Raw genomic sequence first — 16319 nt, 5'->3', positions numbered from 1 at the left:
TGAGCGCTAATTTTTGATTAATTGAGTTAGTTTTAAGTTGAATAAAGGAGAGGAAACTCTCCTTTATTTTTTTCATCCATTTTTAGTAATTTGGTAAGAGATGAGAGTTAAGAACTTATTTGCCATACTATTATTTGCCGCATTTACGTGCAATAACACACCCCTGCCAAACAGTGCAAAAACCGAGCTGTTCACCTTGTTGGGCACTTCGCGAACAGGAATTAAGTTCAAGAACACAATTGAGGATACCCCCGACCAAAACATTCTACTTTACTCAAATTTCTATGGAGGTGCCGGTGTGGGCATTGGCGACTTCAACAACGATGGACTTCAAGATCTGTACTTTGCGGGAAACTTGGTGTCCGACAAATTGTATATAAACCAAGGCAATATAAAGTTCAAAGACTTTTCAGAAGCGGCCGGGCTCATAGATGATGGCGGCTGGTCGACCGGGGTAACCGTGGCAGACGTGAACAACGATGGCCTTGATGATATTTACGTAAGCAGAGAATTATATGACAATAGGCCCGACTGGCGAACCAATCTCCTGTATATCAACAAAGGCGATGGAACGTTTGAAGAATCGGCCAAAAAGTATGGGGTGGCCGACCCGGGCAGAACCCGCCATTCCACCTTTATTGATTATGACAAAGATGGGCATTTAGACCTTTTGCTGTTGACCCAACCCCCAAACCCGGGAAGCCTATCGGAGCTTTATGGGGAAGAACTGTTACGACCTGAATATCACATCAAATTATTTAAAAACACTGGTAATGGCCGCTTTATTGAGGCAACCGAAACAGCGGGCATCAAAATGACCGGGTTCCCCAATGCCGTCTCGGCCAGTGATCTGAACAATGATGGATGGCCCGACCTGTACATCGCCAACGACTTTCAGGCGCCCGATTTTCTTTTCATCAACAACCAAGATGGTACTTTTAGGGAGGTGATGAAAGAGGCATTGAACCATATTTCGTACTACAGCATGGGGGTTGATGTGGCCGATATCAACAATGATGGCTGGTTGGATGTTTTTGTACTGGATATGGTCGCCGAAGACAATTTTCGCCTGAAATCGAATATGAGCGGCATGAACCCCGATATTTTTTGGAAAGTGGTAAACGATGGTGGGCACTACCAATACATGTACAATACGCTTCATCTGAACAACGGCAATACAACCTTTAGCGATGTGGCCCAAATAGCCGGTATGGCCGCCACCGACTGGAGCTGGGCCAACCTTTTGGCCGACTTTGACAACGATGGCCTCAAAGATGCTTTTGTTACAAATGGTCTGTTGAGGGACATACGAAATACCGATGCCGATAAAAAAGTGGCCGAATACATCAACAAGGTGCGGTATGAATGGTTGAAGAACAATCCGAATGCAGCGGAAATAGAGAGCATATGGAACATCATCGACATCGACCATGTGGTTTCACTGATTCCCTCACAACCGCTACAGAACTATGCCTATAAAAACATGGGGCAACTCGAGTTCAAAAAAATGGTTGAAGACTGGGGTCTTGACCAAGAATCGTTCTCAAATGGTGCTGCCTATGCTGACCTCGACAACGACGGTGATCTCGACCTTGTGGTCAACAACATCAATAAAGAGGCCTTTATCTACCGTAACAATGCAGAAACGATGCAGAACACCAATTTTCTACGGGTAGAACTCTCTGACGTCAACAACAGACCGGTTTTTGGCACAAGACTGACCCTATATGACAGTGTTGGGAAACAGGTAAGCGAAACCACAAACGTTCGGGGCATCTACTCTACCAGTGAACCCTTGGTCCATTTTGGGGTGGGCAGCAAAACGGTTGTTGATAGCCTTGTGGTACAATGGCCCAATGATAAGCAGACCATTTTGCGCAATATACCGACAAACCAAGTTTTGCATCTAAAAATGAGTGAGGCCGACGAAAGCGGTAAAGTGCCTTTGGCTACCGAAAATCAAAATTATTTCTTCGGGCATTCCCCTGAGCCATTCATCGAATACCAACATCAAGAAAACGATTTTGATGACTATGCCCATCAGGTACTGCTTCCCCATAAGCTATCGCAGTTCGGCCCTGCATTGGCCAAAGGCGATGTAAACAACGACGGACTTGAAGATGTTTTTGTCGGAGGGGCCACAGGCTTCAGTGCCGCGCTTTTTATACAAATACCAAACGGTGGTTTCAAAAAGGCCAATGAAGATTTCTGGCAAGGCGAAAGCGGCTATGAAGATGTTGACGCGCTGTTCGTCGATATCAATGGGGATGGTCATCAAGACCTCTTTGTGGTAAGTGGTGGCAATGAATACTCTGTAAACGATTTCCATTACGTTGACCGACTCTATATAAACGATGGCCATGGAAATTTTAAAAAGGCCGCTATTCCAAACATCGGAAGAGACAGTGGCTCTATAGTTAAGGCTTCCGATTATGACAATGACGGTGATATCGATCTATTTGTAGGCGGTAGGCACTGGCCCCACCAGTACCCCATGCCGGCCAGCAGTATGCTCTTACAGAACAATGGGGGGCAACTGGTGAACGCCACCAAAAGTATTGCCCCCGAATTGGAAAACATAGGAATGGTCACCGATGCCACATGGGCCGATTACGATGGTGACGGTGACGAAGATCTGGCCATTGTCGGTGAATGGATGCCCATTACCTTTTTTAAAAACGAAAATGGGCAGCTGGTAAAAGACGGCCAGACCGACCTTTCAGAATCATCGGGTTGGTGGTTCAGTATCGAAAAAGGTGATTTCGATAATGATGGGGACATTGATTTCATAGCCGGAAACCTTGGGTTGAACTACAAATACAAAACATCTAAGGAAAAACCCTTTGACATTTATTACAACGACTTTGACGGTAACGGAAAGTACGATATTGTATTGGGCTATTACAACGGAGACAAGCACTATCCCCTAAGGGGCTTTTCCTGTTCATCTGAACAGGTACCCATGCTAAAGAAGAAATTCAAGAAATATAACGTGTTCGCCTCATTGGAACTCGAAGAGGTATATGGTGGCCAAAATCTTGAACGCGCGCTTCACTACAAAGCAGACACCTTTGCCTCATCGTTTGTTGAAAACCTGGGCAACGGAAGTTTCAAGATCCACAAACTACCGAACATGGCCCAGCTATCGAATATCAACGATATGTTGGTTGACGATTTCAATGAAGATGGAAACTTAGACATACTGGCTATTGGTAATCTGTTCGTTTCAGAAATTGAGACCCCAAGAAACGACGCGGGTACCGGAATCTTGCTTTTGGGAAGTGGAAAAGGGGCTTTCAAAACCGTACCGAGTTATGAAAGTGGTCTAATTGCCCGAAAAGACGCCAAAAAGATTGTAAAAGTAGGGGTTGGCAACCAACAGATACTGTTCATCGCCAACAACGATGATGTGCTACAGGGCTTTACAATGCTAAACTGACCTGTACCACTTACGGTTTATCTTACTGCTTTTGGCGAAAGCCTCATGCTATCAGTCGAAATTAGTTGTACCTGCCCATACAGTATTATATTTTCATTCGGTACAGTGTGATCCGTATTTTCCCTACGGGCAAAATGAATGGCAACATGACCAGACGATACACATACTTTATAAAAACCAAAGGCCCTTTGTTTTGGTTCAGCTTTGTACTGCTCTTTGTGACCATGGCCTGCCAATCAGAAAACAAAAAACCATTTGCCTCTTTAGAAAAAGTCGAAACCATGGGCAAACTGCCCGACACAGTCGATTTCTCACTTCACATAAAACCCATCTTGTCAGATAGGTGCTTCAAATGTCACGGTCCTGATGAAAATGCCATTGAAGCAGGGCTCTCGCTCCACACCGCAGAAGGTGCTTACAAGGCATTGGGCAAACGGGCCGAACGGGCCGAACGGCATGCCATTGTGCCCGGCAATGTGGAACAAAGCGAACTGGTCAAACGCATCTTTTCCGAAGACCCGGACGTGCTGATGCCACCGCCCGAGGCGAACCTGAGCCTTTCCGAACATGAAAAGGAATTGTTGAAAAAATGGGTGGCCCAGGGTGCTGAATATAAAGAACATTGGGCTTTCCTGAAGCCTTCAATGCCTTCCATTCCCAAAACAATCGACAACGATTGGTGCAAAAATGAAATCGATGCATTTATCCTTAGAAAATTGCAAGAAAACGGTCTTGAGCCTTCCCCAAGGGCAACCAAAGAACGGCTGGTTCGGCGTATCTCTTTCGATTTTACGGGGCTGCCGCCCAGTTTGGGGCAGATAGAGGCCTTTGTGGAAAACGATTCCCCTTCGGCCTATGAAGACATGATAGATACCTTGCTGAACTCTATGGATTATGCCGAAAATATGGCCACTGATTGGATGGAAGTGGCGCGCTATGCCGACACCCATGGCTACCAAGATGATTTTGAGCGTACCATGTGGCCCTGGCGTGATTGGGTCATCAAGGCATTTTACGAAAACATGCCCTATGATGAGTTCGTCACCGTGCAATTGGCAGGAGATCTTTTGCCAAATGCCACCAAAGAGACCATTCTGGCCACCGGTTTCAACCGAAACCACAAAATCACAGCAGAAGGAGGGGTAATTCCAGAAGAATATCGTGTAGAATATGTTGAAGACCGCACCAACACCTTCGGCACGGCATTTTTAGGGTTAACGATGGAGTGCGCCCGATGCCATGACCACAAATACGACCCCATAAGCCAAAAAGAACATTTTCAGCTTTTCAGTTTTTTCAACAATATCAATGAAAAGGGATTGCTTTCCAGCGCCGATGAGATACCCGAACCCTATATCACCATCACCAAAGAAGAGGCCGAGGGCGTACTGCAATTTGTAAATATGAACGAGGCAACGGTAGAAGAGGTACCTGTTATGGTTATGAAGGAAATGGAACGACCGAGGCCCACTTATGTGCTGGACAGAGGGGTATATGACCAACCCACAGAGCAGGTCTTTCCGGCAACCCCAGAGCGTATCCTGCCATTTCCCAAAGACTATCCAAAAAACAGATTGGGCCTTTCAAAATGGCTCTTTCATCAAGACAATCCGTTGACGGCGAGAGTAGTGGTAAACCGCGTATGGCAAAAGATGTTCGGCAAGGGGTTGGTAGAAAGCTCGTACGATTTTGGCAATCAGGGCTCGTTGCCCACCCACCCAGAACTTCTTGATTTCTTGGCTGTCAAGTTAATGGAAGAGAACTGGGACCTCAAGCAACTGACAAAATATATCGCCATATCGGCAACGTATCAGCAAACTACCCGCACCACGCAGGATCTGCTCAAAAAAGACCCCGAAAACCGATTATTGGCAAGAGCACCAAGACTACGGTTAGCGGCAGAGACCATTAGAGACCAAGCACTGGCGGTAAGCGGATTGTTGAACAAGACCGTTGGTGGCCCCAGCGTAAAACCCTATCAACCCGAAGGCATTTGGGAAGAAACTACCGGTGGTGGTGGTGGCAGTACGGCCCGATATATACCCAGCACCGGCAAAAACCTGTATCGAAAAAGTCTCTATACATTTTGGAAACGTACCGTGCCCCCGCCCAGCATGATGACTTTCGATGCCGCTTCACGTGACCTGTGCTCGGTAAAGCGCGAAGAGACCAATACGCCCTTACAGGCACTTGTTCTGCTCAACGATCCGCAATTGATAGAGGCGGCACGTGCATTGGCCTACCATACCATCAAAGAAAAGAATGATATCGAACCACGAATAGTGCAGATGTTCAGAAAGGCCACTTCACGGTTTCCTAGCGAAGAAGAAGTGACAGCGCTCAAGACGTTTTACGAAAATTCAATGGCAAAGATTGAAAAGGGCGAAATCAATATAGATGAATACCTATCGATAGGAGCGTTTGCAAAAGACGATATAAAATCGCAAGAAGAGTGGGCGGGCCTGGCCATGACGGCGCATGCCATTCTTAATTTGGACGAAACAATCACAAGAGGATGAGCGAGAAAAAAATCTTGGAAGAAAATTTGTTGCACTGCAACAGAAGAACCTTTTTAGGAAAATCGGCCCTCGGCATTGGAGGTATGGCACTATCCACTTTATTGGGGTGCAATTTTTTCTCGCGCGATGAACAAACGGGGCTGCTCACAAAAACTGAGATGCCATTGGGGGCAAAGGGCGTTCTGAACACCCTGCACCATCCTGCCAAAATAAAGCGGGTCATTTACCTGTTTCAAAGTGGCGGCCCCTCGCAATTGGAACTTTTCGATTACAAACCGTTGCTGAACAAACGGCGGGGCGAAGATCTGCCCGAGTCCGTGCGCCAAGGGCAACGGCTTACGGGTATGACTTCAGGTCAGGACAGTTTTCCACTGGTGGGATCGCTCTTCGGCTTCAAACAATATGGAAAGAACGGTACTTGGGTTAGTGACCTTCTCCCCTACACCGCCAAAATGGTCGATGAACTCTGTATCATCAAATCGATGTATACAGAGGCCATTAACCACGATCCCGCTGTCACCTTTTTTCAAACAGGGTCGCAACAGCCCGGAAGACCAAGCATAGGTTCTTGGTTAAGCTACGGTTTGGGCAGTGAAAATGAAAACCTTCCTGCTTTTACGGTGCTACTATCCCGTGGTAGCGGCCGGCCCAATGGACAACCCCTTTATACCCGTCTATGGGGCAATGGGTTTTTGCACTCGATGCACCAAGGTGTACAGTTCAGGGCCGCCAAAGACCCCGTGCTGTATTTGAACGACCCAGAGGGCATTTCAAAAGAGAGCAAACGTGAAATGCTCGATATGCTGGCAGAATTGAACGAAAAACAGTATCACGAGTTTGGTGACCCCGAAATTCAGGGGCGCATTGCGCAATACGAGATGGCCTATCGCATGCAGACCTCGGTGCCCGAAGTGATCGATACCAGTAACGAACCTGATTATATCTACAAAATGTATGGGGCCGATGCCAAAATACCGGGTACGTATGCCGCCAATTGCCTATTGGCAAGAAGGTTGGCGGAGCAAGATGTACGGTTCATACAATTGTACCACATGGGATGGGACCAACATGCCAACCTGCCCATGGCCATTGAAAAGCAGGCCAAAGACGTCGATCAGGCCTCAGCGGCATTGGTGGCAGACCTGAAACAGCGGGGGCTATTAGAAGATACACTTGTCATCTGGGGGGGTGAATTTGGGCGAACAAACTACTCCCAAGGCATACTGACCGACACCAATTACGGCCGTGACCACCACCCACGATGTTTTACCATGTGGATGGCCGGTGGGGGCATAAAACCGGGGTTCGTGTATGGCGAAACCGACGAATTTGGCTATAACATTGTCAAAGACCCAGTACACGTGCATGATTTTCAAGCGACACTGCTACATCTAATGGGCATCGACCATGAAAAGCTCACCTACAAATACCAGGGCCGAAGGTTCAGATTGACCGATGTAGAGGGCCATGTGGTAAAATCAATCTTGGCATGATGCAGCGCAGACATTTCATCAAAACCTCTGCTCTCGCAGGTTTGGGGTTGGCCTCGTTTCCAACTGCTGCAAATGGTTTATGGAATGTTGAGGATGCCATTATAGGCCATGGTGATTATCGCTATAAAATCGATTTGAACTGGGGCGCGTTGAACAGTAGGTACTATCCCGTTAACGATTGCCATGAAATGGTCATCGATTCTAAGGGAAGGATTCTGCTGTTGACCAACCATACAAAGAACAATATCCTCGTCTATGACAAAGACGGGCAATTGCTCGATGCCTGGGGCACAGAATATCCCGGGGCACACGGACTGACACTCCATGATGAAAATGGGGAAGAATTTCTCTACATAGCAGACAATGCCCGGCATGAGGTCATAAAAACAAGCATAGAGGGCAAAGTGGTACAGGTTTTTCCTTTTCCGGAAGAATCTGAAAAATATCAAAAGAAGGAACAGTACATTCCTACCGAAACAGCCATATCCGCCAATGGTGACGTGTACATAGCCGATGGTTACGGTGCCCAGTACATCTTGCATTACAATGCCAAAGGAGAGCTGTTGAACGTTTTTGGCGGCAAGGGCGATGAAGACCACCTGTTCAACAATGCCCACGGTATCTGCATTGATGATCGTAATCCCAATAACGTTTCACTGCTCATAACGGCAAGGCAGCAGAACAAATTGAAGCGATTTGACCTAGACGGAAACCATATCAATACCATTGATCTACCGGGCTCGTTTATATGCCGACCCGTTGTTCATGGCAAACAGGTGTATCTGGCTACGATTTGGTCGGGCGATGGTTCAGCCGACACGGGCTTCATCTCAATACTGGACGAAAACGACCAATTGGTCTCGGCACCGGGAGGTTGCCCCCCTGTTTACCAAGACAACCAGTTGCAGCCCATGTACCAGACGTTAAAAGTATTTCAGCATCCACACGATGTCTGTGTCGATGCAGATGAAAATATCTATGTGGCGCAATGGAATTCAGGGAAGACCTATCCCATCAAACTTTTCAGGGTATAATTTTTAATGGAAAAAATGACTAGTGGTTTCATCATGATACTTAAATATGGAAAGAGCCTATTGATATTACTGCTATGGGGTTCACTATTGCCGGCATTGGTTTCCTGTAAAGAAGAAAAGAAAGCATATACCCCGGCAGGCAACATACAACTGGCAAGTCCGGTCGTACAGGTCGACTCACTCCTATTCCGTCACAAGGCCACCGTGAATCTTTTGTTTCAACAGCCGAACAGCAAGATCTACTATCTGTATGAAGACGCGTACCCACACCAGAAATTGCAGTTTGAGGGCCCCTTGATCATTGACAAATCGACTCGAATAAGATATTGGGCAGAGCACAACGAATATCTTGCTAGCCATCCACAGGAAATTGAGCTTGTAAAAGTACGGACAGACCTCGGCAAATTACAGCTGACAGTGCAGCCCGGGCCACACCCCAACTATCCAGGGAAAGGAATCGAAACCTTGACAGACCTAGCAAAGGGAGGTATAAATTTTCGAAAGGGTTCAGAATGGTTAGGTTTTCAAAATGGGAAAATCATTATCACGGTCACGCTTCCCAATCCCACAACGGTTTCAAAAGTAATGTTGGGTGTGCTGGCAGACCATAATTCATGGATTTTTGTTCCGCGTTCCATACAGGTTTCTGCCAATCAACGGGTTATTGGCGATATCGAAATGCCCGAACCGGCCGAACGCGAAAACCCGAATTCCAAATTCATTGAGGTGGCTGTGGAAAAGGACACATACGATGAATTGTCGATTGAAATCATGGCACTGCCGGCAATTCCTGATTGGCACGAAGGCAAGGGAACCACACCATGGACTTTTATTGATGAAATACTCATAGCACCTTAATTTATGCAGATAGGCAATTTACATCCCTTATTGGTACATCTTCCCATCGGCATCATCATTTTGGCCTTTCTTATGGAGCTCTGGCGACTTCGTAAGCCTTCGAACACCAAAGATGAAACCATACAGTTCGTTTTGGGCGTAGGGGCACTATCGGCCATTTTTTCGCTGGCCACTGGGTTGCTGCTGGGTGACAACGGTAGCTACGACCCCAATCTTCTAAGCGACCATAAATGGATGGCCGTTGCCTTCACGATTGCTTGCAGCGCCCTGTTTTTCATCAAAAGAAGAGATGCCCTTTGGGCCAAAAAAATATACCATCCTCTTTTTGCGGTTACCGTAATCCTACTGATCATCACAGGTCATTTTGGGGGAAATATTACCCATGGAGAAGGTTTTTTGTTCAAAGACAGCACTAGCGCGACCATCGAAATTGAAGATGTGGACAAAGCAAAGGTATATGCCGATATCGTACAGCCGATCTTCAACAACAAATGTGTCAGTTGCCATAACGCCAACAAAACAAAAGGTGGACTTTTGCTGACCTCAAAAGCAGCCATTTTAAAGGGTGGTGATTCAGGAAGCCTTTTTGACACCCTGAACGATATCGCAAATAATCTATTGGCCCATCGCCTCATACTGCCGATTGAAAATGAAGACCACATGCCGCCCAAGGGCAAGCTTCAATTGACCGACGAAGAAAAGTTGCTATTGCAATGGTGGGTAAAAAACCAAAACTGTTTTGATTGTATTGTGGCCGACCTTCAAGCTGATAAAAGAACCGAAGAGGCACTGGCCAGCCTTGAGGTTGACCGCTCAACAAGGGCCCTTATTGCCAAAAAATTGGAGGCTGTAGACCCAGAAACCCTTGAAAAGATTCGGCAACAGGGTATCAATGTGGCACCATTGGCCGCCGATAGCCCTTTGTTGATTGCGAACCTATCACGAAGAAAAGACCTGACAGAAGACGATTTTGATATTTTAAAAGAAGTCGATGACCATGTGGTTGAACTGAACCTTGCCCATTCGAACTTTGACGATAACCTGGCCAAACAACTAAAAAGCTTCAAACACCTCACCAAGCTACAATTGCAGTACTCTGCCCTGACAGATGAGGGGCTGAAGAAGCTCCCCAAACTTGTGCATTTAGAATCACTAAACCTTTTCGGCACTTCGGTTTCAGAAAGGGTGGTTGGCAACATCACAAAAATGCCCAATCTGAGAGATGTTTACCTAGACCCCACTACCCTATCCAATAAAGAATTTGCCTCACTGCACGCAAGTCAGATAAGCCTGCACGGAAAGGAATTGGACAGTCTATTTGCATCCAGCGTGTTGACACCTCCCATTATCGTGGCAGATGGCGAGATTTTTAATGACTCGATTTTAATAACCATCAACAATGTTTTTGAAGATTCAAAAACGTTTTACCGCATAGAGCGGCCGCAAAAAGATACGTTGGAGTTTGAATACCATGGATCCTTCTATCTTAAGCAATCCGGTTTCGTGGCGGCCTATGCGGCAAAAGAGGGATGGCAGCCCAGTGCCCCCAGCAGGCGTATGTTCTTAAAAAGTGGCGCTGTGATCGCCAACGCCTCTTACGCGGTCCCGCCCCACAAAAAGTACAGCGCGGCAGGTGCCAAGACCCTGTTTGACAAAAAAAGGGGCACGGACAATTTTGTTGACGGCAATTGGCTCGGTTATGAACGCTCACACCTGTTGGCCACCATCGAGCTACAGCAGCCAACCGAGATATCAAGTGTGGCGGTCGGGTATCTATCGGCAGCGGATAGTTGGATTTTTTCCCCGGTCGGCTATAAGGTTTGGGGATCGGTAGATGGACAGCATTTCAAACATATCAAAACCATTGATTTGCCACCAAATGCACCGACCACGGGCATTGAACGAAACCTATTTGCCATCGATTTTCCAAAGACAAAACTCAAAAGCGTTCGGATCAAGGTCGAGAACCAACTGAAAAATCCCGATTGGCACCAAAACCCGGGCGGTGATAGTTTTATCTTCATTGATGAGATTGTAGTGAATTAAACAATTCTACTGCAATCGAATAACTAACAACCCCAATAGTTCCCTTCTTTTTCGATTAGATGTACCTTTGTGCAATGAGCAATGTAATTTCAGAACGGATAGCTGATTTTTTAAAGGATTTTCCGCCCTTCTCCCTTCTTGAAAAAAAGGTGCTTTGTAAATTGGCCGAGAACGTAACAGTAATCTATAAAGAAAAAAATTCTATCATATTCAACGCAGGTGAGAAGGCCCACGATCATTTTTATGTGGTGCACAAAGGCGCCGTTACCCTTACCGATAAAGAATCCAAAGAAGTTATTGACATTTGTGATGAAGGCGATATTTTCGGATTGCGCCCTTTGATGGCCAAAGACGACTACTACCTAAGGGCGACTACAAAGGAAGAAAGCATACTCTACGCTGTTCCCATTGAATTGTTCAGGCCTTTGGCCCAGAAAAATACCGAGGTGGGGCAATTCTTGATAGAAAGCTTTGCTTCGAATACACGAAACCCCTATTCAGATGTTTACAAAGGACGTTTGTTCGGCGATGGCAAGCAACCTACATCAAACGAGGCCTCTGCCGAGTTATTGGCTTTACAACCGGTACCCTATTTTACCGATTTGATTTTCGCAGATGAGCAGACCCCCATCAAAGAGGCCGCAGTACTGATGAGCAAAAATAAGGTGGGCTGTGTTTTGGTAATGAAAGATGACCGCCTTGTCGGAATCATTACCGACAACGACCTGAGGGATAAAGTGGTCACGGGAAAAGTACCCATTACAACCCCGGCCAAAGATGTGATGACTTCGCCTGTAATTACCTATCGCCCGGGACTCACCATTACCCAGGCCCAAATGGCCATGATGAAAAGCGACATCGACCATCTAATCTTGACATCGGACGGCACTCCTGACTCAGAGGTAATAGGCATTCTTTCAAAACACGATATCGTGGTGGCCTTGGGTAACAATCCCGTAGAACTGATGAATGCCATAAAAAGAGCGCAGACCACCAAAGAGTTAAAGCGTATAAGAAATGGTGTCACCCAATTGTTGCAGGGGTATTTGGATCAGAACATACCCATGACCCTGACCTCTAAGGTCATTTCAGAACTCAATGATGCCTGCACCAAACAGATTATCAAGCTATCTTTGGATCAAATGCCCACCGAACCTCCAGTGGGCTTTGCTTGGCTGGCCATGGGAAGCCAAGGTCGCAGCGAGCAGTTGCTGCACACCGACCAAGACAATGCACTATTGTTCGAAAATGTACCAAAAAAGCTGCACAAAAAAACCTCTGAATATTTTCATCAATTTGCCAAAAAGGTGAACGAAGGCCTAAAAGCCATTGGTTACGAATATTGCCCAGCCAACATGATGGCCTCAAATCCGTTGTGGTGCCATAGCTTGAACGAGTGGAAAGAGGTGGTGCTGCATTGGATGAAAAATCCGGGCCCTGATGAGGTGCTGCTATCTTCCATCTTTTTCGATTACAACCTTACCTACGGTGATAAAGATTTGGTGAACGACCTGTCAAATTTCATCTTTGAGAATGTTGAAAAACATCCCTTGTTTCTGGCACGATTGGCAAAAGGAGCACTTCAGAACCCTTCGCCCTCTGGTTTTTTCCGTTCTTTTTTGGTAGAACAAGACGGTGCCCACAAAGATTTCTTCGACCTTAAGCAGCGGGCCTTGATGCCCTTGGTAGATGGTGCCCGTGTGTTGATTCTATCGCATGCGGTAAAATCCATCAACAATACAGCAGAGCGCTTTGAAAAATTGGCAACGTTAGAGCCCCAGAACAAAGAACTGTACATGGCCTGTTCGTACGCTAGCAAGGCCCTGTTGAAATTTCGTACCAAGCAAGGACTATTGCACAACGACTCGGGTCGGTTTATTGCCTTGGACAAGCTTTCAAAAGAAGAAAAAGTAAAGTTGAAGCGTACCTTTAAGACCATCAAAGAATTGCAGGAACTGATCTCGGTACGTTTTCAAACCTCAGCTATCTCGGTATGATGCAACTGTTCAAGAAAAAAGAGACGAAAGAACATCCAGAATTCTGGAAAGCGTACACGGCCTGTTTTGAGAGCGATCCACCAAAAACACTTGAAGAGGCTGTTTTTGTAGTTCTCGATACAGAAACCACCGGCATGAACCCAAAACGGCACAAGATACTGTCGATCGGTCTTCTCAAGCTTCAAAATATGCAGTTTCGGGTAGGTGATAGTCTAGAGGTATTCATCAAGCGCAAAAACTACAAAGGCCAAAATGCCAAGGTGCACGGCATCCTTAAAAAAGAGCAGGAAAAAAAGATTTCTGAAAAAGAGGCCATCAAACTGCTGCTCTCCTATATCAAAAACCACATCATCGTGGGCCACCATGTAATGTTCGACGTTGAAATGATCAATCAGATGTTGCAGCGCAAGGGGCTGCCGAAACTAAAGAACAAAGTGCTCGACACTGCTGACCTGTACAAAAGAACCCTATTGCCCAGCCCCATGGTGTACAAAAAGCAACATTATACACTTGATGATCTGGCACAAAAATTCAGCATACCGATGGAAGACCGCCATACCGCCTTGGGAGATGCCTATATAACGGCCATTGCCTTTATGGAAATCGTTGGTATTCTCAAACCCGAAAAGCTCTCGGACCTGTTCAAAAAACCAAAAACCTCTTTCTTTTAGTTTTAGAGGGCTCCGTCCATAATTTCTTGCACCACCTCTGGGTTCAACAGCGTGGAGGTATCCCCGAGATTGGAGGTGTCTTTAGAGGCAATTTTTCTGAGGATACGCCGCATGATCTTGCCACTTCGCGTTTTGGGCAGTCCGGGCACGAACTGGATTTTATCCAACTTGGCAATCGGGCCAATATGTTCGGTAATGACCTGGTTGATTTCTTTCTTTAGGTTTTCACGGTCGCGAGACTCGCCTGTTTCCTTCAAAATGATGTAACCATAAAGGGCATTGCCCTTGATATCGTGGGGAAAGCCCACGATGGCAGACTCGGCAACGGCAGGGTGTTCGTTGATGGCATCTTCTATAGGTGCCGTTCCCAAATTATGACCCGAGACAATAATTACATCATCAACACGCCCCGTGATGCGATAATAGCCCACCTCATCGCGCAAAGCACCATCTCCGGTAAAGTACATATTCTTGAATGCTGAAAAATAGGTGTCTTTATAACGCTTATGGTCGCCCCAAATGGTTCGCGCTATTGCCGGCCACGGAAATTTGATGCACAAACGGCCATCTACTTGGTTTCCGGTAATTTCATTGCCGTTTTCATCCATTAAAGCCGGTTGAACCCCTGGCAAGGGGAGTGTGGCGTACGTTGGTTTGGTCGGTGTTGAAAACGGAATGGGCGAAATCAATATACCCCCTGTTTCGGTTTGCCACCACGTATCGACTATCGGGCATTTCTTCTCGCCGACATGATCGTTGTACCAATGCCATGCCTCTTCGTTAATGGGTTCGCCCACCGTGCCGAGCACCTTTAGGCTTGACAAATCGTGTTTGGTCACAAAATCAAGGTTTTCTTTTGCCAAGGCCCGAATGGCCGTAGGTGCGGTATAAAATTGTGTGACCTTGTGCTTTTCTACGACTTCCCAGAAACGTCCAAAATCGGGATAGGAGGGCACGCCCTCGAACATGACCGTTGTGGCCCCGTTGGCCAACGGACCGTAAACGATGTACGAATGACCAGTGATCCAGCCAATATCGGCCGTACACCAGTACACATCATCTTCTCGGTACTGGAAAACATTCTTAAAGGTATAGGCCGTGTAGACCATATAACCTGCCGTGGTGTGCATCATTCCCTTTGGCTTTCCTGTTGAGCCAGAGGTATAGAGAATGAACAATGGGTCTTCGGCTTCCATGATTTCAGCCGTATAATCGGCATAGGCTTTGTCCAACAATGGTTGCAACCAATGGTCGCGCCCCTTTTTCATATCAACTTTTCCACCTGTTCGCTTAACGACCAATACCGTTTTAATGCCTTGGCAATGATTAAGTGCTTCGTCTACAATACCTTTGAGATCAATGGTCTTGTTTCCCCGAAAAGAACCATCGGAGGTAATGACCATGCTGGCATCGCAGTCATTGATACGTGTGGCCAATGCCGTGGATGAAAAACCGGCGAACACCACTGAATGTATGGCCCCGATACGGGCACAGGCCAAGACCGAAACGGCAAGTTCAGGAATCATTGGGAGGTAAATGCAGACCCTATCGCCCTTTTTTACCCCTTCATCCTTTAAAACATTGGCCATCTTGCATACCCGTTGGTGCAATTGCCTGTAGGTAATATGCTGCGCCTCTTCTTTCGGGTCGTTTGGCTCGAACAATATGGCCGTTTTGTCGCCCCGTATGTGCAAATGGCGGTCAAGGCAATTTTCGGTGATATTGAGTTGGGCCCCATTAAACCATTTAATTTCAGGTTTGGAAAAATCCCACTTGAGCACCTTGTTCCAGCGTTTTCGCCAAACAAAGTGTTCTTCGGCTATTTCTTCCCAAAAGGCCTCGGGATTGCGAACCGACTTGCGATAGACCTGAAAATATTCTTCGAGGTGTTTGATATGGTAGTTGCTCATGCGTCTTTATTGGATTTTCGTGAACCTTAAAAATAGGGAAAAAGAAGAATTTTCAACCATTTCGGGCTCTCTTCTTTAGACAAACCTGTCCGCCAACCTATTCGAGTTTTGGCCGCATATGGCAAGGGGTGGTTTTTCGCCTTTGGCGGGAAAAAGTGGGGAAACTGTTAAACTTATTTTTGCCTCACCATTCCCGCTTGGTACACGAATGACTTCGAGAATCAGATTTCAGCTCCTTTCCCCTGGTCAGGGAAAAGTGGCCGAACAAAGTAAGGTCGGAAAGGATTGTAAAAAGTCAATCCTTCCGTCTTACGCATGTGCGGAATCCACCTTCACTCATCTGAAGGGAAGG

Annotated in this window: 9 protein-coding genes; 8 read left to right on the top strand and 1 reads right to left on the bottom strand. The window is 46.5% G+C overall.

Annotation, left to right across the window (positions count from 1 at the left end):
• Window positions 1–100: 100 nt before the first annotated feature.
• The 8 genes from VC82_RS12730 (at window position 101) to VC82_RS12695 (ending at window position 14057) form a co-directional block, all read left to right on the top strand.
• Complete coding sequence (locus tag VC82_RS12730) at window positions 101–3439, top strand: VCBS repeat-containing protein (protein WP_045802704.1); 3339 nt, start codon at window positions 101–103, stop codon at window positions 3437–3439.
• A 146-nt stretch (window positions 3440–3585) separates the two neighbouring features.
• Window positions 3586–5958 (top strand): PSD1 and planctomycete cytochrome C domain-containing protein, encoded by a 2373-nt coding sequence (locus VC82_RS12725; RefSeq protein WP_052699099.1) that lies wholly within the window; start codon window positions 3586–3588, stop codon window positions 5956–5958.
• Window positions 5955–7451, top strand: coding sequence for a DUF1501 domain-containing protein (locus VC82_RS12720; protein WP_045802703.1), 1497 nt, complete (start codon window positions 5955–5957; stop codon window positions 7449–7451). The genes VC82_RS12725 and VC82_RS12720 overlap by 4 nt, the downstream gene beginning before the upstream one ends.
• Window positions 7448–8485: an NHL repeat-containing protein gene (locus VC82_RS12715; protein ID WP_245615902.1), complete on the top strand. Its 1038-nt coding sequence runs from the start codon at window positions 7448–7450 to the stop codon at window positions 8483–8485. Before VC82_RS12720 ends, VC82_RS12715 begins: the two co-directional genes overlap by 4 nt.
• A gap of 6 nt (window positions 8486–8491) precedes the next feature.
• Window positions 8492–9343 carry a hypothetical protein gene (locus VC82_RS12710; protein ID WP_045802701.1) on the top strand — a complete coding sequence of 284 codons (852 nt, stop codon included), beginning with the start codon at window positions 8492–8494 and terminating at the stop codon, window positions 9341–9343.
• A gap of 3 nt (window positions 9344–9346) precedes the next feature.
• The gene (locus VC82_RS12705; protein WP_045802700.1) at window positions 9347–11389 is read left to right on the top strand and encodes a c-type cytochrome domain-containing protein; all 2043 of its coding nucleotides are present in this window, start codon (window positions 9347–9349) and stop codon (window positions 11387–11389) included.
• Between the two features lie 74 nt (window positions 11390–11463).
• Window positions 11464–13386, top strand: coding sequence for a DUF294 nucleotidyltransferase-like domain-containing protein (locus VC82_RS12700; protein WP_045802699.1), 1923 nt, complete (start codon window positions 11464–11466; stop codon window positions 13384–13386).
• On the top strand, window positions 13383–14057 hold the full coding sequence (locus VC82_RS12695) for a 3'-5' exonuclease (protein WP_045802698.1): 675 nt from the start codon (window positions 13383–13385) through the stop codon (window positions 14055–14057). The genes VC82_RS12700 and VC82_RS12695 overlap by 4 nt, the downstream gene beginning before the upstream one ends.
• A gap of 2 nt (window positions 14058–14059) precedes the next feature.
• Here VC82_RS12695 and acs read toward each other — a convergent pair whose 3' ends face one another.
• Window positions 14060–15967, bottom strand: coding sequence for an acetate--CoA ligase (acs, locus tag VC82_RS12690; protein ID WP_045802697.1), 1908 nt, complete (start codon window positions 15965–15967; stop codon window positions 14060–14062).
• Window positions 15968–16319: the final 352 nt, after the last annotated feature.

Source organism: Flagellimonas lutaonensis, assembly GCF_000963865.1.
Lineage (GTDB): Bacteria > Bacteroidota > Bacteroidia > Flavobacteriales > Flavobacteriaceae > Flagellimonas_A > Flagellimonas_A lutaonensis.
The sequence above is the reverse complement of the archived record's forward strand: the minus strand, read 5'-3'. Positions and strand labels throughout refer to the sequence as shown.